Annotated in this window: 20 protein-coding genes and 3 pseudogenes; 9 read left to right on the forward strand and 14 right to left on the reverse strand. The window is 63.2% G+C overall.

All coding sequences use genetic code 11. The features are described 5' to 3' along the window. Positions 1 to 4: 4 nt before the first annotated feature. From gatA to WH5701_RS02995, 8 genes and pseudogenes are all read right to left on the reverse strand, one after another. Positions 5 to 1,466: pseudogene (gene gatA / locus WH5701_RS02960) on the reverse strand (Asp-tRNA(Asn)/Glu-tRNA(Gln) amidotransferase subunit GatA). A 29-nt stretch (positions 1,467 to 1,495) separates the two neighbouring features. Beyond that, entirely contained in the window at positions 1,496 to 1,744 is a 249-nt protein-coding gene (locus tag WH5701_RS02965) for a DUF1816 domain-containing protein (protein WP_006170437.1), read from the reverse strand. 52 nt (positions 1,745 to 1,796) lie between these two features. Continuing rightward, complete coding sequence (gene rlmB, locus WH5701_RS02970) at positions 1,797 to 3,440, reverse strand: 23S rRNA (guanosine(2251)-2'-O)-methyltransferase RlmB (protein ID WP_006170438.1); 1,644 nt, start codon at positions 3,438 to 3,440, stop codon at positions 1,797 to 1,799. Beyond that, positions 3,437 to 3,859, reverse strand: coding sequence for a ribonuclease III domain-containing protein (locus WH5701_RS02975; RefSeq protein ID WP_006170439.1), 423 nt, complete (start codon positions 3,857 to 3,859; stop codon positions 3,437 to 3,439). Before WH5701_RS02975 ends, rlmB begins: the two co-directional genes overlap by 4 nt. 19 nt (positions 3,860 to 3,878) lie before the next feature. After that, positions 3,879 to 4,229, reverse strand: coding sequence for an STAS domain-containing protein (locus WH5701_RS02980; RefSeq protein WP_006170440.1), 351 nt, complete (start codon positions 4,227 to 4,229; stop codon positions 3,879 to 3,881). A 125-nt stretch (positions 4,230 to 4,354) separates the two neighbouring features. Then, positions 4,355 to 5,569, reverse strand: coding sequence for a glutamine-hydrolyzing carbamoyl-phosphate synthase small subunit (gene carA / locus WH5701_RS02985; protein WP_006170441.1), 1,215 nt, complete (start codon positions 5,567 to 5,569; stop codon positions 4,355 to 4,357). Between the two features lie 14 nt (positions 5,570 to 5,583). Beyond that, on the reverse strand, positions 5,584 to 6,630 hold the full coding sequence (gene trpD, locus WH5701_RS02990; RefSeq protein ID WP_006170443.1) for an anthranilate phosphoribosyltransferase: 1,047 nt from the start codon (positions 6,628 to 6,630) through the stop codon (positions 5,584 to 5,586). 169 nt (positions 6,631 to 6,799) lie between these two features. Beyond that, positions 6,800 to 7,129 carry a DUF3288 family protein gene (locus WH5701_RS02995; protein WP_006170444.1) on the reverse strand — a complete coding sequence of 110 codons (330 nt, stop codon included), beginning with the start codon at positions 7,127 to 7,129 and terminating at the stop codon, positions 6,800 to 6,802. Between the two features lie 38 nt (positions 7,130 to 7,167). On the opposite strand from WH5701_RS02995, the gene WH5701_RS03000 reads away from it, so the two are divergent. The 5 genes from WH5701_RS03000 to WH5701_RS03020 all read left to right on the forward strand — a co-directional run bounded on the left by WH5701_RS03000 (position 7,168) and on the right by WH5701_RS03020 (position 10,994). Continuing rightward, positions 7,168 to 8,919, forward strand: coding sequence for an ABC transporter ATP-binding protein (locus tag WH5701_RS03000; RefSeq protein ID WP_006170445.1), 1,752 nt, complete (start codon positions 7,168 to 7,170; stop codon positions 8,917 to 8,919). Between the two features lie 73 nt (positions 8,920 to 8,992). Continuing rightward, positions 8,993 to 9,256 (forward strand): hypothetical protein, encoded by a 264-nt coding sequence (locus tag WH5701_RS03005; RefSeq protein WP_006170446.1) that lies wholly within the window; start codon positions 8,993 to 8,995, stop codon positions 9,254 to 9,256. A 24-nt stretch (positions 9,257 to 9,280) separates the two neighbouring features. Continuing rightward, positions 9,281 to 10,039, forward strand: a complete 759-nt coding sequence (msrA, locus tag WH5701_RS03010; protein WP_006170447.1) for a peptide-methionine (S)-S-oxide reductase MsrA — start codon at positions 9,281 to 9,283, stop codon at positions 10,037 to 10,039. A 477-nt stretch (positions 10,040 to 10,516) separates the two neighbouring features. Beyond that, positions 10,517 to 10,720 carry a hypothetical protein gene (locus WH5701_RS03015; protein WP_006170450.1) on the forward strand — a complete coding sequence of 68 codons (204 nt, stop codon included), beginning with the start codon at positions 10,517 to 10,519 and terminating at the stop codon, positions 10,718 to 10,720. 67 nt (positions 10,721 to 10,787) lie between these two features. Further along, positions 10,788 to 10,994 (forward strand): hypothetical protein, encoded by a 207-nt coding sequence (locus WH5701_RS03020; protein ID WP_006170451.1) that lies wholly within the window; start codon positions 10,788 to 10,790, stop codon positions 10,992 to 10,994. Between the two features lie 44 nt (positions 10,995 to 11,038). Here the strand turns inward: WH5701_RS03020 and WH5701_RS18755 are convergent, their stop codons facing one another. The 3 genes from WH5701_RS18755 to WH5701_RS17420 form a co-directional block, all read right to left on the reverse strand. Further along, positions 11,039 to 11,665 carry a thermonuclease family protein gene (locus tag WH5701_RS18755; RefSeq protein WP_083781802.1) on the reverse strand — a complete coding sequence of 209 codons (627 nt, stop codon included), beginning with the start codon at positions 11,663 to 11,665 and terminating at the stop codon, positions 11,039 to 11,041. Between the two features lie 88 nt (positions 11,666 to 11,753). Beyond that, positions 11,754 to 11,933 (reverse strand): hypothetical protein, encoded by a 180-nt coding sequence (locus WH5701_RS03030; RefSeq protein WP_006170453.1) that lies wholly within the window; start codon positions 11,931 to 11,933, stop codon positions 11,754 to 11,756. 285 nt (positions 11,934 to 12,218) lie between these two features. After that, entirely contained in the window at positions 12,219 to 12,485 is a 267-nt protein-coding gene (locus WH5701_RS17420; RefSeq protein WP_156776511.1) for a hypothetical protein, read from the reverse strand. A 217-nt stretch (positions 12,486 to 12,702) separates the two neighbouring features. Between WH5701_RS17420 and WH5701_RS18760 the strand changes: the two genes are divergently transcribed. Beyond that, complete coding sequence (locus WH5701_RS18760; protein WP_367279712.1) at positions 12,703 to 12,981, forward strand: arsenic resistance protein; 279 nt, start codon at positions 12,703 to 12,705, stop codon at positions 12,979 to 12,981. On the opposite strand, the pseudogene WH5701_RS03035 reads toward WH5701_RS18760, so the two are convergent. The 3 genes and pseudogenes from WH5701_RS03035 to WH5701_RS03045 form a co-directional block, all read right to left on the reverse strand. After that, positions 12,974 to 13,123: pseudogene (locus tag WH5701_RS03035) on the reverse strand (IS1595 family transposase); the annotation flags it as partial. The gene WH5701_RS18760 and the pseudogene WH5701_RS03035 overlap by 8 nt on opposite strands. A gap of 67 nt (positions 13,124 to 13,190) precedes the next feature. Beyond that, a complete protein-coding gene (locus WH5701_RS03040) occupies positions 13,191 to 14,732 on the reverse strand; it encodes an IS5-like element ISSysp4 family transposase (RefSeq protein WP_006170113.1) in 1,542 nt (513 codons plus the stop codon). Between the two features lie 118 nt (positions 14,733 to 14,850). Next, a pseudogene (locus WH5701_RS03045) lies at positions 14,851 to 15,657 on the reverse strand (IS1595-like element ISSysp1 family transposase); the annotation flags it as partial. Between WH5701_RS03045 and WH5701_RS16575 the strand changes: the two are divergent. The 3 genes from WH5701_RS16575 to WH5701_RS03055 all read left to right on the forward strand — a co-directional run bounded on the left by WH5701_RS16575 (position 15,656) and on the right by WH5701_RS03055 (position 17,983). Further along, on the forward strand, positions 15,656 to 16,294 hold the full coding sequence (locus WH5701_RS16575; protein ID WP_083781804.1) for an arsenic resistance protein: 639 nt from the start codon (positions 15,656 to 15,658) through the stop codon (positions 16,292 to 16,294). The pseudogene WH5701_RS03045 and the gene WH5701_RS16575 overlap by 2 nt on opposite strands. A 37-nt stretch (positions 16,295 to 16,331) precedes the next feature. After that, a complete protein-coding gene (locus WH5701_RS03050) occupies positions 16,332 to 17,366 on the forward strand; it encodes an IS5 family transposase (RefSeq protein WP_006170455.1) in 1,035 nt (344 codons plus the stop codon). Between the two features lie 401 nt (positions 17,367 to 17,767). Continuing rightward, on the forward strand, positions 17,768 to 17,983 hold the full coding sequence (locus tag WH5701_RS03055; protein ID WP_006170456.1) for a transposase: 216 nt from the start codon (positions 17,768 to 17,770) through the stop codon (positions 17,981 to 17,983). The last annotated feature ends 46 nt before the right edge of the window (positions 17,984 to 18,029 follow it).

Here is an 18,029-nt window from a genome sequence, read left to right on the forward strand (position 1 = left end):
TGACTCAGGGCACCAGGGCTGCGGTGGGTCTGGTGTCCATCACCCGGGCGGCCTGCTCGTAGTGGTGGGCCACCTGCAGCAGGCGGGGCTCCTCGAGCACGCCGGTGATCAGCTGCAGGCCGATCGGCAGGCCGCCGTCGTCGAAGCCGCAGGGCACGCTGATCGCCGGCAGGCCGGCCATGTTCGCCGGGATCGTGAGCAGATCGGCCAGGTACATCGCCAGGGGATCCTCGGCGTGGGCGCCGAAGCGGAAGGCGGTGGTGGGGGAGGTGGGTGTGAGCAGCACATCCACCGCGCCGAAGGCCGCATCGAAATCGCGGCGGATCAGGGTGCGCACCTGCTGGGCCTTCTTGTAGTAGGCATCCACGTAGCCGGCCGAGAGGGCATAGGTGCCGATCAGGATCCGGCGCTGCACTTCATCTCCGAAGCCCTCGGCGCGGCTGCGGGCCGTCATCTCCGCCAGGCTGCCGGCCTGCTCGGAGCGGTAGCCGTACTTCACGCCGTCGTAGCGGGCCAGGTTGGCCGAGGCCTCCGAGGGGGCGATCACGTAGTAGGTGGCGATGCCGTCGTTGAAGCGGGGGCAGCTCACGTCCACCAGCTCGCAACCCAGGGCCTCAAGCTGGGCGGCGGCCGCCAGTACCGAGGCCTTCACCTGGGGATCGAGGCCCTCGGCCTCGAAGCATTCCTTCACCAGACCCACCCGCAGGCCCTTCACGGGTGCCTGCAGAGCGGCGCTGTAATCGGGAACGTCAGCCTTGAGGCAGGTGCCATCGCGGCGGTCCTCACCGGCGATCACCTGGAGCAGCTCGGCGGCATCGGCCACGCTGGTGCTGAACGGTCCCACCTGATCGAGGGAACTGGCGAAGGCCACCAGGCCCCAGCGGCTCACCCGCCCGTAGGTGGGCTTAAGGCCCACCACCCCCGCAGAAGGCGGCCGGCTGGCGGATCGAGCCGCCGGTGTCGGAGCCCAGGGAGGCGACGCATTCGCCGGCGGCCACGGCGGCGGCACTGCCGCCGGAGCTGCCGCCCGGGACCCGCTCGGGGTTCCAGGGGTTGCGGCTGGGTCCGAAGGCGGAGGTCTCGGTGGAGCTGCCCATGGCGAACTCATCGAGGTTGGTCTTGCCGATCAGGATTCCTCCGGCCTGCCACAACCGCTCGGTCACAGTGGATTCGTAGGGCGGCACGAATTGCTCCAGCATCCGGCTGGAGCAGGTGGTGCGGATGCCTTTGGTGCAGAGGTTGTCCTTGATCGCCAGGGGTATCCCGGCCAGGGGCGGCAGGGTTTCACCGGCAGCGCGAGCGGCATCGATGCGGTCGGCATCGGCGCGGGCCCGCTCCGCTGTGACCTCCAGGAAGGAATGGAGGGTGCCCTCGACGGCCTCGATCCGGGCCAGGTGCTGGTCGGTGAGCTCCCGGGCCGACACCTCGCCGCGCTCCAGTTGCCCACGCCACTCGGCGATCCCCATCAGCCCTTGCCTTGCATCGGGCGACGCTATCAGCCAGGGTCCAGGTCTTCGGTGAGGGGTTCACCGCGGCGGGCCTGCAGCAGTTCGTGCTCGATCGAGCCCGGTTGCTCGTTGTTCACATCGCCGAGAAATACGGGAAGCTTCGCCTCCAGATCCTCCCGGCGCACGAAGGGCCCGAACCAGTAGATGACATGCGGCGCTTGGGTTTCCACCCGGGCCCACCAGGCCACCCCCAGACCGTTGGCCATGCCTCTGAGCAGCCGAATCAAGGGGTTCATCGAACCTGGGCGAACCGCACCATTGTGCCGATTGAAGGGCCGCTCCCTCGCATCAGAGGCGGATGTCTCCCTGGAAGGGCGAGCCGGTGGGGGGCGTGAAGCTCAGCTCGATCTCTTCGGGGAGGGCCACCTGCAGTTCCAGCTCAGGAGCGGGGTTCTCTGGAGCCGCCTCCGGACTCGTGTCCTGAACGTCGTCCTGAACGTCGTTCTGAATGCCCTCCTCGGCGATCTCCTCGATCGGCTCCTCGATCACCTCCTGGATCTCGCTGGTCGCCTCAGGAGCGGGATCGCCAGAGCTGTCGGTCTCTGGCGATGTGGTCTCGGGCACTGGTTCGGCGGGGGGCACGGCCGGGCTGCTGCTGGCGGCCGCGGTGGTCGGCACCTGGGGCCGCACCAGCCGCGGTGCCGGGGCGTTGCCGCTGATGTTCTTCATCCAGCCCCGCCGGGCGATTTCATAGAGCAGCAGGGCGGTGGCCACCGAAGCGTTCAGGCTGGGGGTGGCGCCGCGCAGGGGAATGCGGATCAACTGGTCGCAATGCTTGCGGGTGAGCATCGAGAGGCCCTGGGCCTCCGAGCCGGTGACCACCACCAGGGGACCATCGAGATCCGCCTCCATCAGGCTCACGTTGCCTTCCTCGGCCAGGCCCACGACGCGGTAGCCCGCGTCCTTGAGCTGCTCGATCGAGCGGTTGAGATTCACCACCCGGGCCACGGGCAGGTGCTCGAGGGCGCCGGCCGCCACCTTGGCCACCGAGCCGGTGAGGCCCGCGTTGCGCCGCTGGGGCAGCACCAGGCCATGGGCACCGAGAGCCTCGGCGCTGCGCACGATCGCCCCCAGATTGTGGGGATCGGTGAGCCCGTCGACCGCCATCAGCAGCGGCGCTTCACCGATGGTGCTGCAGCCATCGATCAGGCTGGCCAGATCCAGGGTTTCTGCTGCCGCAGCCTGCAGCACGATCCCCTGGTGCACGGCGCCGCCGCTGATCTGACCCAGGCGCGCCCAGGTGACTTCCTCCACCAGCACGCCATTGGCCTTGGCATCGCGCAGCAATTGCAGGAAGCGTGGGGCGAAGCGCAGCTCCGGGGTGCACCAGATGCGGTGGATTGGACGATCGCCCTCCAGGGCGGCCTGGGCCGGGTGGCGGCCCCAGACCAGATCGTCGGCGGGCTCGGCGCCGAAACGCTCGGAACTGCCGCTGGCCTCAGGACCCGGGGCTTCGGGCTCGCTGAAACGCGATGGGCGGGCGGGGGGACGGCCCGGCTGGAAGCGGGGCCTGTCGCCATCGGGTCGGCTGAAGCGGGGCGCCCCGAAGCTGGGGCGGCGGCCCTGATCACGGCCCTCAGGGCGCCCCTCGGATCGGCCCTCCGGGCGGCCTTCTGGGCGGCGCTCGGGCCTGCCCTCGAAACGACCTTCAGGCCGGCGACCCGCTCCCGGGCGCTGGTCGTCGAAGCGTCGCGCTGCGGGGCGGGCGCCGATCACGCGGGTGGGGCGACCGGCAGGGCGGCCCTCCCCCTGGGGACGCTGGACACTCTCACGCCGGGGGCGGTCCTCCCGCCCGTCGCGCCCCTCGCTGCTGCCGCGCCATTCGGGACGGGGCCCGCCGAAGCGGGAAGGTTTGCCTCCTCTGGCCCCACCGGAAGGGCGATCACCGGAACCAGCACCCTTCGGCTTGCGGCGCTCAAAACGTTGGCTCATGGGTCGCTCGGCAAAGGGTCAGAAAGGTCGGTCTCGTCCAGATGATCCAGAAGCTGGGCAAGCCGCTCGGGATTCCGCAAAAAGAGCCAGCCCACCATTGTCTCAAATCCCGTGGCCCGGCCGTAGCTGGCGGGATCACCGCCGCGAGGACCCCGGCCGGCCCGGTTGCGGCCGCGGCGCACCAGCTCGCGCTCCCGTTCGTCCAGCAGCGGCTCCAGGCACTGCAGCGCCTGGGCCTGGGCCTGGGCCCGCACCCGAGCCACCACGGCCTGGTGCAGTTCATCGGGGCGGCCCGCCTGGTGGCAGTGGCGCAGGCGCTGGTGCAGCTCCCAGACCGCGTCCCCCAGCCAGGCGAGCTGGAGGGCACCGAGGGTCTCGGGCTGGTGACGGTGCCGGGGATCGGGCTGGATCTGGCGCAACCAGGCCCGGCCGTCGTGTTCAGGGTTTGGCAAGGGCGGCCAGGGCCGTGTTCAGATCAGGCTGGAGGTGCAGGAACTGCTCCAGCCTCACGAGTTTCACCGTCTGGATCACGCGGGCATTGCCCACCATCACAAAGCCCACCTTGGCATCGGCGCACTGTTTGGCCAGCTGCACCAGCACACCCAGTCCGGAGGAATCGATGAAATCGATGTGGGTGAGATCCAGCAGCACGGCTCGCTTGTCGCTGCCGCGCTGCTCGGTGATGAAATCGCGGAACTGCTTGTCGGAGTAGGCGTCGAGCTGGCCGGTGAAGCTGAACAGCAGACAATCCTCCCGTCGCTCTAAGCCGCCCCGCAGAGATACGGTCAACCGGTGCAGTTCAGGAATCGTTCCAGCCCTCGCGAGAAAACAAGAGGCTGAAGTGTAAGCAGGGATGGGAGCAGGTTCAGCGCCGGTTGAAGGTCTGGCATGAAAGCGTGGCCGCCGGTGCTGCCTCAGGGGCGTCGCTCGGCCATCAGTCGCACGAAACGGCCGAAGTGGTGATCCGCGTCGTGGGGCCCGGGGCTGGCCTCTGGGTGGTACTGCACGCCGAACACCGGCTGAAGGCGATGGCGCAGGGCCGCCACGGTGCGGTCGTTGAGGTTGTAGTGGGTGACCTCCACCAGGTCCTCGGGCAGTGAGCTGGCCTCGATCGCGAAGCCATGGTTCTGGCTGGTGATCTCCACCAGGCCCTCGCCGCCGCAGGGATGGTTCAGCCCGCGGTGGCCGTAGCCGAGTTTGAAGGTGCTGCCGCCCAGGGCCAGGCCCAGGATCTGGTGGCCCAGGCAGATGCCGAACACCGGCAGATCGGCCTGACCGAGCAGATCCCTGGCCAGGGCGATGCCTTCCGCCACCGCCGCCGGATCGCCCGGGCCGTTGGAGAGGAACACCCCCTCCGGCTCCAGCGCCAGCACCTCGGCGATGGTGCTGCTGGCGGGAAGCACCGTGACCGTGCAGCCATGGGCCGTGAGCCGCTCGAGGATGGCCCGCTTGATGCCGAAATCGATCGCCACCACCCGATAGGGCCGCTCCGGCGACGGTTGCAGGCGCTGATCGAAGCCGGTGGCGCACAGTTGCTGCCAGAGATAAGCGCTGGGGGCGGTCACCCTCGCGGCCAGGTTCAGCCCCTCCATCGAGGGGCTGCGGCGCACCAGCTCCAGCAGCTCGCGGGGGGCGGTGCCATCACTGCTGATCACGCCGTTCATGGCCCCCCGCTCGCGCAGGTGGCGCACCAGGGCGCGGGTGTCCACTCCGGCGATGCCCACCACCCCATGGGAGGCCAGCCAGCTCGGCAGGTCGCCCCGGCTGCGCCAGCTGCTGGGGGCGGGCGCCAGCTGGCGGGCGATCACGCCGCGCACATGGGGGGCCTCGGCCTCCTGATCCTCCGGGTTGACACCGGTGTTGCCCAGTTCCGGATAGGTGAAGGTCACCAGCTGACCGGAGTAGCTGGGATCGGTCATCACCTCCTGATACCCCGTCATGCCGGTGTTGAAAACCACTTCACCGATGGCGGTGCCCCGCGCCCCGAAGGCCGTGCCCCGCAGCAGGGTGCCATCCGCCAGCACCAGCACGGCCTCGTTGGCGGCCGGGCTGCCGCTGGCGGGCTCGGTGGTGCTGGCCGAAGCCGGGGCTGCAGCGCTCAAGGGGGGGATGTCGGGTGAATCGATCATCCCCCAGGCGGCGCTCAGCTGGCTGACGGCGGCGCCTGCAGGGCGGCCCTGAGCTGCTCCAGTCGCTGCCAGGGGGCCTCACCGCTGAGGGCCACGAGGGCCTGCTCCAGCCCGGCCGCCACCGAATCGGCCAGTCCGGCGGCCCAGAGCACCAGGGCCGTATTCAGGGCCACCACCTCGCGCTGGGGGCTGGTGGCCTGCCCGCGCAGCACGGCTTCGAGGATGCGGCGGTTGGTCTCAAGATCCCCGCCCGCCAGCGCGGAGAGGGGGGCCAGCCCCAGGCCCAGCTCCTGGGGGTCGACCTCCATGGCCCGCACCGTTCCCCCCTCCACCAGGCGCAGCTGATTGACTCCCGCCAGGGAGGCCTCATCCAGGCCGCCATGGCCGTGCACCACCACCGCCCGCTCCAGTCCCAGGCGGGCGAGGGCATCGGCCATCGGCTCCAGCAGATCCGCTTTGGCCACCCCCAGCACCTGCGCTTCCGGCTGCAGGGGATTCACCAGCGGTCCGAGCAGGTTGAAGACGGTGCGCACCCCCAGGCGCCGGCGCACCGGGGCGAGCTCCACCAGGGCCGGATGCCAGCCCGGGGCGAACAGGAAGGTGACCCCGCTGCTGGGTAAGGCGGCCACCACGGTCTGGGGATCGGCCCTGAGGTTAAGGCCGATCGCCTCGAGCACATCAGCGGAACCCACCTTGCCGCTGGCACTGCGGTTGCCGTGCTTGGCCACCGTGGCGCCGCAGGCGGCGGCCACGAAGGCCACGGCGGTGGAGATGTTGAAGGTGTCGGCCCCGTCGCCGCCGGTGCCGCAGGTGTCGACCAGCTTCAGGGGCGGGCGCTCGCCGGGCAGGCAGGAGGCCTCGCGCAGCACCCGCGCCATCGCCGCCAGTTCCTCGCCGCTCACCCCCTTGCTGCGCAGGGCCGCCAGCAGGGCTCCGGTGAGTTCGGGCTCCAGGCTCCCCGCCAGCCAGCCCTGCATCAAGGCCGTGGCCTGGGGTTCCGAGAGCGGCTGGCCCTGCAGCAGCTGCTCCAGCAGAGTCGGCCAGGGAGAGGGAGCAGCCATCGGTGCGAGACGAACGTGGGAGGAGGCCCGGTCAGAAAAAAAACCCGGGTGCGAGGCACGCCGGGCCGGGTGATGGGGAAGTTTCCACTATCTCTGCCAACGGCGCTCCGCTGCGGTTGCTGCCGCCGCTGAGCGGGCCCTTGCTCACCGTTCGTTACCCCCTCCGTCGTTATCCCTCCGTCGAGGAGGTGTCGAAGCCGCTGCCCACCGCCTCGGCGCCCACCACAGCCCCAGGCCGGTAGCCCTGCGCCCAGATGGCGCGGGTGCGGCGCTGCAGGTCCTCCAGGCTCAGGCCCCACAGGCGCAGGGTCTTGCTCAGGTCGTCCTGCAGATCCTCAGCGCCGGGGAAGCCGTCGTAGCGGTTGAGCAGCCGGGCCAGTTCCGCCAGCTGGCCGTCGCTTGGCTGCTGGGCCGCCAGCAGGCCGTCCACCAGCTCCCGGTCGGTGGCATAGAGGGGATGGGCCTGGGAGTGGGCGGCGGAGCCGTCGGACGGGGCCATGGGGCGAATCCTTAGGTTGGGTCCATCTGCTCCGCATCATGGCCGCCATCCGTCTGGGCCTGATCTGGCGCTACCTCCGCCCCCACCGGCGCGAGGTGTACCTCGGTGTCACCGCCCTGGTGGTGGTGAACCTGCTGAGCGTCAGTATTCCGCTGCTGGTGAGAGGCGTCATCGACGACCTCCAGGACGGTTTTTCCTCATCGACGCTGCTGCGTCACGCGGGGGTGATCGTGCTGCTCGCCACGGTGATGGCGGGCGCCCGCCAGCTCTCGCGCATGCTTGTGTTCGGCGTCGGCCGGCAGGTGGAGGCCAACCTGCGCCAGCGCCTGTTCGATCACATGCTCCGCCAGGAGCCGGGCTGGGTGCAGGCCACCGGCAGCGGTGAAGTGATCAGCCGCGCCACCAGTGATGTGGAGAACGTGCGCCGGCTGCTGGGCTTCGCCGTGCTCAGCCTCTCCAACACCGCTCTGGCCTATGCCCTCACCTTGCCGGCGATGCTGGCGATCGACCCCGGCCTCAGCCTGGCGGCGGTGGGGCTCTACCCGGTGATGCTGGTGGTGGTGCGCCTGTTCGGCGGGCGGATGATGCGTCAGCAGCGGCGCCAGCAGGAGGCGCTCGGCAGCCTCAGCGACCTGATCCAGGAAGACCTCTCCGGCATCAGCGCCATCAAGATCTATGGGCAGGAGGATCACGAGCAGGGGGCCTTCTCCCGGCGCAATGGCCGCTACCGCGACGCGGCGCTCTCCCTGGCGCGAACCCGCAGCACGCTCTTCCCACTGCTGGAGGGCATTTCCTCGATCAGCCTGTTGCTGTTGCTGGCGCTGGGCAGCGGCCAGCTCGAGAGCGGCCGGCTGAGCATCGGCAATCTGGTGGCCCTGATCCTGTTCGTGGAGCGGCTGGTGTTCCCCACCGCCCTGCTGGGCTTCACCCTCAACACCTTCCAGACCGGCCAGGTGAGCCTGGAGCGTGTGGAGGAGCTGCTGGCGCGGGAGCCGCGGGTGGTGTCACCGCCCGTGCCCAAGGCCCCGGCCAGGGTCGCGCGCGGGGCTGTGGAGGCCCGTGGGCTCAGCGTGCGCTACGACGGCGCCCAGCGTGAGGCCCTCCAGGACGTGAGCTTCCAGCTGCGGCCAGGGGAACTGGTGGCGCTGGTGGGCCCCGTGGGTTGCGGCAAGACCACCCTGGCCCGGGCGCTGGGGCGGATGGTGGAGGTGCCCGAGGGGCAGCTGTTCCTCGATGGGGTCGATGTCACGGCGCTCTCCCTCGATGATCTGCGCCGTCAGGTGGCCCTGGTGCCCCAGGAGGGCTATCTGTTCACAGCCACCCTGGCCGACAACCTGCGTTACGGCGACCCGGAGGCCGACGACGCCCGGGTGGAGGCGGCGGCCGAGCAGGCCCGCCTCGCTGGCGACATCCGCGGTTTTCCTGATGGCTATCAGACCCTGGTGGGGGAGCGGGGCATCACCCTCAGCGGCGGCCAGCGCCAGCGGGCGGCGCTCGGGCGGGCGCTGCTGGTGTCAGCTCCCCTGCTGGTGCTTGATGACGCCCTGGCCAGCGTGGACAACAACACGGCCGCGGAAATCCTCGATTCGATCCGCGCCGAGAAGGGGCGCACGATCCTGATGATCAGCCACCAGCTTTCTGCCGCCGCCGCCTGCGACCGGGTGCTGGTGATGGAGGACGGCCGTCTGGTGCAGCAGGGCCATCACCAGGAGCTGGTGGCCATCCCGGGCACCTACCGGCGCCTGTGGGAGCGGGAGCGGGCGGAGGAACGGCTGCAGCAGGTGGCCTGATTCGCACGAGTTGTTGAACAGCACAGACAAGCCCGCGGGGAGGGGCTTAGCTGAGGCAGATCACGCGAGGACGATGGAGAACCCCAAGGGCTACAACCTGCGCTGCACCCTCACCTTCGGCGACATCTACGGCCAGGTGCTGGTGTGGATGGTGGTGATCTTCGTGAGCCTGGCGGCGGGGCTGGCTCTGATGGGCTCCAGCAAGCCGATCTTCGCCCTGGTGGGGGTGGGCGTGATCCTGGTGCTCTCGCTGCCCTTCCTGCTGTTCGCCTTCACCACCACCCTGCTGAACCACATCGCCCTGGAACCCTCTCCGGCCCCGGATCGCGTTGCCTAGGCTCAAGTCTTAAGCAGAGCAGCGGTGTTCGGACTTTTCAACCAGGCCCCCGGCGCGGCCAAGGGCAGGATCGTGTCCGCCGAGGAGGCCCTGCCAGGGCGTGACACCCCGATCGCCACGGCCAGCACCCATGTGGTCCTCGGCACGCCCCTCCAGGCGCCTCTCCAGCCTGGCCAGGAGGAGGCTTTCTTCGGCTGCGGCTGTTTCTGGGGGGCCGAGAAAGGGTTCTGGCGCCTGCCGGGTGTGATCACCACGGCCGTGGGCTACTGCGGCGGCCACACCCCCAACCCCACCTACGAGGAGGTCTGCTCCGGACGCACCGGCCACACCGAAGCGGTGCGGGTGGTGTGGGACACCGATCAGGTGGGCTTCGCCGATCTGCTCAAGTTGTTCTGGGAGTGCCATGACCCCACCCAGGGCATGGCCCAGGGGAACGATCGCGGCAGCCAGTACCGCTCGGCGATCGTGGCCAGCACCGAGGCCCAGGCCGAACTGGCCCGCGCCAGCCGCGATCATTACCAGCAGCAGTTGAGCGCAGCCGGCTTCCCGGCGATCACCACCGAGTTGCTCGCCGGCAAGCCCTTCTTTTTCGCCGAGACCCACCACCAGCAGTACCTGGAACGGCCAGGCAGTCGGCCCTATTGCTCGGCTCGACCCACCGGCGTTCGACTGAGCGCCTTCCCCGGTTCTGACTTCAAGCTCCCGGCTTCCGTCTGGGAGCACTACGACTGGAGCCAGCCCCATTGCGTCCTACGCAGTCCCGGCGGCCCCATCACGCTCTGAACCACACGGGCGACTCGTTGCCTACTTGAGGGTCAGCACTGAGGGAAGAGATCAGGACTCCAGTTTCCTGCGGCAGCGGGCTGCTCCCGGATGGCTGGAGCTGACTGCTGCAGAACTGCAGGGGCACACCACGGCAGAGCGGTATGCACGGATCGAGCCCGAAGAAGGGAGCGGCAAGCCCACCTACAAGCGCCAGCCCTGGCCCCAGCCGACAAGCAGCTACTCGCCAGCTGGCGCATCTGCTGCCAGCTATCGGGCCTGATCTCTACACGATGACGGTGGTACGACGGCAAATGATGCGTGCGATCGAGCGGATCGAGGTCCAGGGCGGTGAGGTCGTGAGCGTCACCCTGGCCGGGGGATGAGGAGGGGCTCCGCCATGTGATCCATCAAGATCCTCGACGCTTGTGGCCGCTCGCCTTGCGCCAGAAGTATTGGCTGCGACCATCCGCTTCCCCACGCTTATCGACGACAGCCATGGGATCGTCAACGGAACACCGGGCAGCCCTGGCTGCCCTGGGCCTGAACACCAAACCCAGAAGCCGGCACGACCTGGCGCGGCTTGTGGCGCGCTGCCACCCGGCCTCCCAGCCATGGAGCGCCGTGCAGACTGCGGCCTACCGGCGGGTGTGGGAAGAACTGGAGAGCGGCTGCGAGGCTGATGTCCCAGTGGCGGCCTGAGGAACGACCATCGCCGCAAGGATCAGCAGCGGCGGACTTGCTGAGCGGACCTATGAGGAGATGGTCGATGGTTCCCGATCCACCAGATGTGGCGACGGCGCTGGAGCTTCTGGGTCTGACGGTGGTCCCGGAGGATTTCGAGGCGTTGGCCTGCCAGGTGGCCTGGATGCACCCTGCTGCGGAGGCCATCAGCGACGCCCAGAGCCTGGCCTACCGGGTGGTGTGGGAAGCGGTGGAGGAACGCATCGAAAGCCGGAGCGGAGGTGACCTCTGACAGGCAGACCGCCCACCTGCACGAGGCCAGAGTTTGTGCCCAGATCAGGGCTGGGTATCGCTTCTTACGTCAACTAGTCGGCGACATTCGTAATGTTTCGTTGCACTCACAAGGGTTTCCCATGGCGCGAGCCACTCAAGCCTGACCATCTCAACATTGAGGTTGCGCCCGTTTGCATACACCTCAGCCACGGTTCGGCCGTAGCGATCGATCGTCTGGGGCCTGATCTCGAGGGGACCGCTCCCAACCAGCTGGCGCAGGGTCTGGGTGGCGGCTGCGTCGCTGGCGCCCTGGGCCGTCTCCGGAGCGTCAATACAGTCCAGACGGACGGTGACGGACTCACCGCTGCTGGCCCTGACCCGGATGGTGTCGCTGTCACCGACTGAGATCAGCCCGGCCCTGCCACTGATCAGTGTTGCCTTGGGCCGAGGACTGGATGGGCCTCTGGGCGGAGGTGATCCACCTTTGCCCCCCTTACAGAGGGCTTCGCAGGGGATGCCGTCGCCATCACCATCGATGCGCGTGTTCCCCGACTTCAGGGATCGCATCGCCTCCTCACAGGTGCGGAAATTGGAGCACCGCTGAGCAACTGCCGGCTGAGGACAGACCAGCAGGATGGCCAGGGAGCAGAGCACGAGCAGCCATCGCCTGGAAGGTGCCGGAGACTTCATGCCTGGATCAATGGGTTCGCAACGGTGATGACTGGTTTGCTGCGCAGGAATGCCTGCCGCTTCGTGGACGGTTCGCCCATCTGCTTGGTCAAGTGACGCAAGGGCTGGAAGCCCCGCCCGGCCGCTGCCGAAAACGATCCCACTGCTCCTGCTCCTGACTGACCCGGATCAGCTGGAGGCGATCGAGGAGCTGCTCCAGCAAGGGCAGCGCCACCAGCTGGAGGAAGCGCCGCTCTGTAGGCGAGAACGGAGCCCCATGGATTCGCATCGCCCTTGCCGCGGGGCTGATGATGGGAAGGAACGCCGCCAGTCCCGTTCCGGCGCAGATGTCTGGTGGTGGTGCGCTCCCTGCTTCAGTGCAATCCCCCCTGACTCTTCCTTTTGCTGGTTGGACTGTGGTTTCGGACCAGTCCGATGGGTATAACGACTGTCACTGCCGGATCGACCAAGGCCACTGTGGACTCGGTCCGTGGTGGCAATACCATACGGGTGAAAGAATCCAGCCAACGCATAAGCTGACTTCCCGGTCAAGTTGACTCACCACTTGCGCACCCTACTCGGGCTCTACTGCTTCGCTGCCGCTACTAAACCCATCCAATTGAAGGGCCTTAATTCGTGGCCCAAAAACTTTCCGAATGCGAATCACAACATCAACCATCCAATTCAGATGGTCAGGCCACTGGTCTTTGATGCGGATATCGGCTTTTCGTCGAAGCGAGATGACTTTATCACTCGCCTCCGGATTGGGATTCCAGTTCTCGCGTAGTTGCCCTCGGTTTTCTAGAATCTCTCTGGCATTTTCAGGAGGGGGCAGACGCAACGGCTAATCACAATACCGAACAAGCCAAAAACCGTTTCTTACTTTCGTAAGACATGATTTCTTATCCATGCTACGCTCTTAGGGTATACCTTTAAAGCACGAGTGAAATATGGAAAAAGGTTTAGGAAAATTTGAAAAGTACCTCTGGTTATGGGTCTTGCTGTGTATGTTGATTGGAATATTTCTTGCTCAATATTTTCCCGGCCTTAGCTCAATAATGAATAAATGGAAAATAGGGAATGTTTCAATACCCATAGGAGTCTGTCTGTTTTTAATGATGTATCCAGCATTGCTTAATTTCCAAGTCAGTGAGGTAAAAAAGCTTCTTAAGGCTCCCAAACCAATAGTACTTACCTTATTGTCTAATTGGTTGATCGCTCCATTGGTAACAGCAGTTCTAGCCTATTATTTTCTAGAAGGACACGATCAGCTGATTGTGGCACTTATATTGCTAGGTTCCAGCCCTTGTACGGCAATGGTTATCTTGATTAGGTAGCAAACTCCGCGCTCCTCAGGAGGTGCTCCGGCCGTGCGGTGCAGCTGCAGATGGCATGAACCACCCGCTCGGTCATCTCTCCCAAGTTGAAGCGCCGGTTGAAACGGTAATTGAAGGCGCCCAGGTAGCGGTCTGCGTATTTAGGGCCTCCTGAAAAAGCTATTGCTCGGGCCAGCCTCTGATCCAGAGATGCCTGCGCCGTGATCATCTCAGCATGTAGCCAAACTCAGTCCCGATGAAATGAGCAGCGTGGGACGCCTCTCAGAGGCGATACATGCCATTAGCAAGCCTTGGAGTATGGCAATCAATACAACAAGAAGCTCCAGGAGCTTCTCGAGGTTCATGACCAACAGATTTATGGCGATGGTGCAACCTGAGGTCTCGGCCAGCTTCTCACGAACGAGCCCAAGCCCGAAACGGCGCTTCCCTTGGCCGAACTTCCCCTCTACACCGTTGCGCCGCCTCTGATCATCTAGAGCGATCTTCTTCTCTGCAGCGACGAGATCAGGATCATTTTTTGGCCTGCCAAGACGCGGCCCGCTCAAGCGAATTCCATGCCTCATGCAAAAGGCGCGGTTGGATCGTGTGCGATAGATCTGATCAGCACAGACAACCTTTGGATAAAAGCCATGGCGACGGTGAAAAGTGCGTACCTGGGATTTTAGGTCTTCTCCTTCGTTGTAGGGATCCCAGCTGAGACGATCCAGGAATGCAAATCCATCGCCACTGACCGAGATCGAGATCTTGGCACCAAATTCAACATTATTTCTAGTCTTGCCACGAACGATTGGCCTGATGTGGGGTTGTGTCAAACTGACGATTCGATCCTGAATACTTCTGGTGTCTGAGTGATACAGGATCTTTTGCTGCCTCACCAGCTCACTGATCACCAACAGCTTGCGATACCAATGGCGACCAGCCGCCAAAACTCTTGCACCGCAGGCGATCAGAGCATCGATACTGGACAGGTTTCGAGCCAGATGCCGGAGCTGCTGACCAATGGCCTTGCGAATCTTGCTGAGGCGCGGACGCTTCTTCTTGGCCACCGCCAGGAATTGACGACGGGCCTGACGCCGGTTGGTTCTTGGTTTGTGGCCAAACACATCACGCACTTGCTTGTGCATCTCATCAATCAGCTTCTCTGTCGTTTCGCGGGCTTCATTGAGAAGAGAGAGATCAGTGGGATAGCGAATATCGCTGGGCACGCATGTGGCGTCAATCAGAAGGATTCCTTGATGCCTCTTGGGCGCCTTCGCATCTTGGCTGGGGCGTTCAAGAGCGGCAGGCACTGATCCGTCACCATCATCAGGATCATCATTGTCGCCTTGTTTATTCTGTGCAATTTGTTGTTTGCCATGCCGGACGATCCGCTCGTTGCAGTCATTGATGGTCTTCTCTGGCAGCCGACGACGGAAATACACCATCATCGAGGGATCAAACGGTGCCTCGAACTGGAAGCCTTCCAAGCCAAGAAAGAACTGAAGATAGGGATTTTCCTTGATCTGCTCAACGAGCTCTTCGTCGGTGACCTGCAAGCGCTCCTTGATGATCAAGGCACCAAGGGCCATGCGAAAAGGCTTGGCAGGCGCTCCGAACCCCTTTGAAAACTGCGAGGCGTAGTGATGCTCCAGCTCATCCCAAGGGATCAGATCCGCCAACTTCACCCAGCGGTTATCCCCCGAGAGCTTCCCGCCGAATGGGAGGAAGAAATCATCAAAGGAGAGCTGATTGCCTTCCTTGCGGCGGTACATGTGGAAAACTTGGTGCAGCTTTTCGGCTCAATCCAGCCGATTTGCGCACATTATACCGCCATAGAAGTGCCCAGATCCACTGCACTGCAAGCGGTCTGGAGATCTTCAGGAAGCCCTATTTATCGAATCGCAGAGCATGGAACGTTCCGCTGAAGCTGGTTTTCAAGTTACTGAGTACCGTGTTGATCCAGCGGAATTCAGGCAGTTCGTTGGGATGGCGCCCCTTCACGACCACAGCTTGATGAAAGCAACCGACTTCTGCTACGGCACGGAAGCAGGCAAGTCCGTCAGAGATCACCTCACATCCAATCGCCAGTGCATCTTGAGCCCAGTCAGCGATGGCGGCAAAGGAGAACGTGGCCACGGTGGCAAGCTTCACGTGCCGGGGGTGGCCCGCATCATCGAGAGAGACGGCCGCCACAATCGGCACCTTGTTCTCCGATCCCCGTCCTGCCTTGCCACCACAGCGTTCTCCGCCAAGGTAGGCATCATCCACCTGCACCTTTCCCCGCAGGACATAGGCCTCCTCCCGCTCGCTCATCGCCTGCATGATCTTGTTGTGAACCAGCCACGCTGTTCGGTAGTTCACCCCGAGATGGCGCATCAGGGCGAGGGAAGAAATGCCAGTCTTGGCCTGGCCCACCAGATAGAAAGCCAGGAACCAGGTGGTCAGCGGTAACTTGGTCGCCTCCATGATGGTGCCGGCCGTGAGGGTGGCCTGATGGCGGCAGCTCCGGCACTGATAGCGCTTGTGGCGACGGCCACCGATGAGCCCATACTCCTTGCCCTCACAACGGGGGCATCTGAAGCTGTCGGGCCAGCGCGCCTGCTCCAGGGCGGCCTCGCAATTCTCCTCGGTGCCGTAGAGCTCGATGAACTTGGGCAGCGACAGGCTGGCCTGGAACTGAATCCGATTCATAGCCATGCCAATCACCCCTGGTACACACGTACCAGCTTATGCGACAAAGCCGGCTGACGGAGCTTGCTACCTAATCAAGATGGTTATTGTTTGGGGAAGCTTAGCAAAGGGCAATCAAGAACAAAATGTGATTACAACAAGTATAAACACTTTTACAATAATGTTCTTATATGCCCCAGTTGTCATCCTGCTAACAGGCGTTCAAGGGATAGACATTGATAAATTCGAGTTATTCATTTCTGTTTTGGTATTCATTGGCATCCCCATGCTGACGAGCCTTGTCTCGCGTAAACTTCTAATCAAGCGTAAAGGGAGAGTCTGGTTCGAAACTGTTTACAGACCTCTTTTGGGCAAGATTGCTATAATTGCATTACTATTTACCTTGATACTCCTATTCACTTTAAATGGAGAAGTGTTGATGCAAAACCCTCAAGACATGCTTCTAGTTTCAGTACCACTTTTGATTGGGTTTGTGATTATAGTAGCATTGAACATACTTTTAACAAAGTTATTCAAATTGAAATATAAAGAAGCAATTGTAACTGTAATAATAGGCTCTTCGAGTCATTTTGAAATTGCTATAGCCACTGCTATAGCTCTAGGGCACCTCGAAAAATCTACGTCGCTCCCTGACAGCCTATGAAATATGCAATAGAATTGGTTCAGTTCAACACAGCTGAATGGGACAGCGTGGATTCTGGGATGAGGAGAAGCGCATCCACAGGCTTCAGCAGAAGAAGCCCACGTTAGCGACCCTGTCCGAGACGATTCCCTGGGATGCCTTCAGGCCACTGCTGGAGCAGGGTTACAGCCATGAACGCAAGAGCAATGCTGGCCGTAAGCGGATTGATCCGATCATCCTCTTCAAGATGCTGGTGCTGCAGCAGCTGTTCAACCTCAGTGATGAGGAGCTGGAATTTCAGGTCAACGACAGACGCTCATTCGAGGAGTTTGTCGGACTGGGAGTGATGAACACCATTCCCGATGCCACCACTATTGCCTTCTTCCGCGAGCGGCTCCGCAAGGCGGGTGTTGTCGATGAGCTTTTTGAACGTTTTGAGGAGCACCTGCGGACCCATGGGCTGGAGGCCCGTGGTGGGCAGATCATCGATGCAACACTTGTCCCAGTTCCCAAACAGCGAAACTCAAGGGAGGAGAACAAGACCATCAAGGATGGAGCCATTCCAGAGAAGTGGTTGGACAAGCCAAACCGCTTGCGCCAGAAGGACACTGACGCTCGCTGGGTCAAGAAGAATGGCGTCAACCACTACGGCTACAAGAACAGCATCTGCATTGATGCCACTCACGGCTTCATTCGCAGATTTGCCATTACCCCAGCTAATATTCACGACAGCCAGATGCTTACGCAGGTGCTAGACCCTGAAAATAGGGATGACTTTGTCTGGGCTGATTCTGGCTATGCAGGTGCTCAGTTTGAGGATCTCCTGGACCTGGGTGGTTTTGAGAGCCGAATTCATGAAAAGGGCTCACGCTGCCATCCCTTGAGCGAGGAGGCCAAGGAACGGAACAAGGTCCGATCAACTGTACGGGCCAGGGTTGAGCATGTCTTTGGTGCAATCACAACCTGCATGCGCGGCAAGCTGACAAGGCGGATTGGACTGGCCAGAACGAAAGCTTGGTGGGGACTGCGTAATCTGACTTACAACTTTCTTCGATACCTGCATTGCAACTCAAAGGCAATGCTGGCTGTCTGATCATTCGGCAACGGGATAATTATCCCGCATTTAAGTCATGAATGTCAGTCATCAGGCGGATCTGCACGTGCAGAGGATGAGCATTTTGCTTCTCAAGGCAGCCTGGGTAGTGGCAATATTTCGAGGTGCCCTCTATTTGGCTTAGGATCTCAAGCTGCCCTCGGTACAACCATGGGACTATTCTGGGAAGTGCCAATTATGTTGGGATTGGTGTATTTTGGTAAATACCTAAGACGAATATCTTTTTGGAATGGATAGTGGCTTTCCTGATCGTGCCTAGGCTACAGATAAAGGTACCAAATGAGCTTATCTGTAGCTAAGTGAGGTGGTCTGGTTTTTCTGGACAGTTCCCATCGTTAACCTCTGAGGCGGGGCACCGCCCCTGAAAGGGGCTCCCACCGATGAGCAAGCACCGCGCACACAGCCCCGAGTTCAAGGCCGGGGTCGCCATGGAGGCGATCAGTGGTCGCAAGCCGCTCCAGGAGATCGCCGCTGATCATGCGGTGCATATGATCCAGGTGAGCCAGTGGAAGAAGCAGCTTCTTGGCAATCCGCATCTGACTCCTAGAGACCAGGAAACACTTGACTCGCCTCAGGACGAACGATACTCTAATTGATACTTAGGGCCTCCTGAAAAAGCTATTGCTCGGGCCAGCCTCATAT

This window comes from Synechococcus sp. WH 5701 (assembly GCF_000153045.1).
Taxonomy (GTDB): domain Bacteria; phylum Cyanobacteriota; class Cyanobacteriia; order PCC-6307; family Cyanobiaceae; genus Regnicoccus_A; species Regnicoccus_A antarcticus.

Coding starts and splice junctions, on each gene's coding strand:
- WH5701_RS02965 (WP_006170437.1), bottom strand. CDS start 1,744: ATGAACCCCTTGATTCGGCTGCTCAGAGGCATGGCCAACGGTCTGGGG.
- rlmB (WP_006170438.1), bottom strand. CDS start 3,440: ATGAGCCAACGTTTTGAGCGCCGCAAGCCGAAGGGTGCTGGTTCCGGT.
- carA (WP_006170441.1), bottom strand. CDS start 5,569: ATGATCGATTCACCCGACATCCCCCCCTTGAGCGCTGCAGCCCCGGCT.
- trpD (WP_006170443.1), bottom strand. CDS start 6,630: ATGGCTGCTCCCTCTCCCTGGCCGACTCTGCTGGAGCAGCTGCTGCAG.
- WH5701_RS02995 (WP_006170444.1), bottom strand. CDS start 7,129: ATGGCCCCGTCCGACGGCTCCGCCGCCCACTCCCAGGCCCATCCCCTC.
- WH5701_RS03000 (WP_006170445.1), top strand. CDS start 7,168: ATGGCCGCCATCCGTCTGGGCCTGATCTGGCGCTACCTCCGCCCCCAC.
- WH5701_RS03005 (WP_006170446.1), top strand. CDS start 8,993: ATGGAGAACCCCAAGGGCTACAACCTGCGCTGCACCCTCACCTTCGGC.
- WH5701_RS03015 (WP_006170450.1), top strand. CDS start 10,517: ATGGGATCGTCAACGGAACACCGGGCAGCCCTGGCTGCCCTGGGCCTG.
- WH5701_RS03020 (WP_006170451.1), top strand. CDS start 10,788: ATGGTTCCCGATCCACCAGATGTGGCGACGGCGCTGGAGCTTCTGGGT.
- WH5701_RS18755 (WP_083781802.1), bottom strand. CDS start 11,665: ATGAAGTCTCCGGCACCTTCCAGGCGATGGCTGCTCGTGCTCTGCTCC.
- WH5701_RS03030 (WP_006170453.1), bottom strand. CDS start 11,933: ATGCGAATCCATGGGGCTCCGTTCTCGCCTACAGAGCGGCGCTTCCTC.
- WH5701_RS18760 (WP_367279712.1), top strand. CDS start 12,703: ATGAATAAATGGAAAATAGGGAATGTTTCAATACCCATAGGAGTCTGT.
- WH5701_RS03040 (WP_006170113.1), bottom strand. CDS start 14,732: ATGTACCGCCGCAAGGAAGGCAATCAGCTCTCCTTTGATGATTTCTTC.
- WH5701_RS16575 (WP_083781804.1), top strand. CDS start 15,656: ATGCCAATCACCCCTGGTACACACGTACCAGCTTATGCGACAAAGCCG.
- WH5701_RS03050 (WP_006170455.1), top strand. CDS start 16,332: ATGGGACAGCGTGGATTCTGGGATGAGGAGAAGCGCATCCACAGGCTT.
- WH5701_RS03055 (WP_006170456.1), top strand. CDS start 17,768: ATGAGCAAGCACCGCGCACACAGCCCCGAGTTCAAGGCCGGGGTCGCC.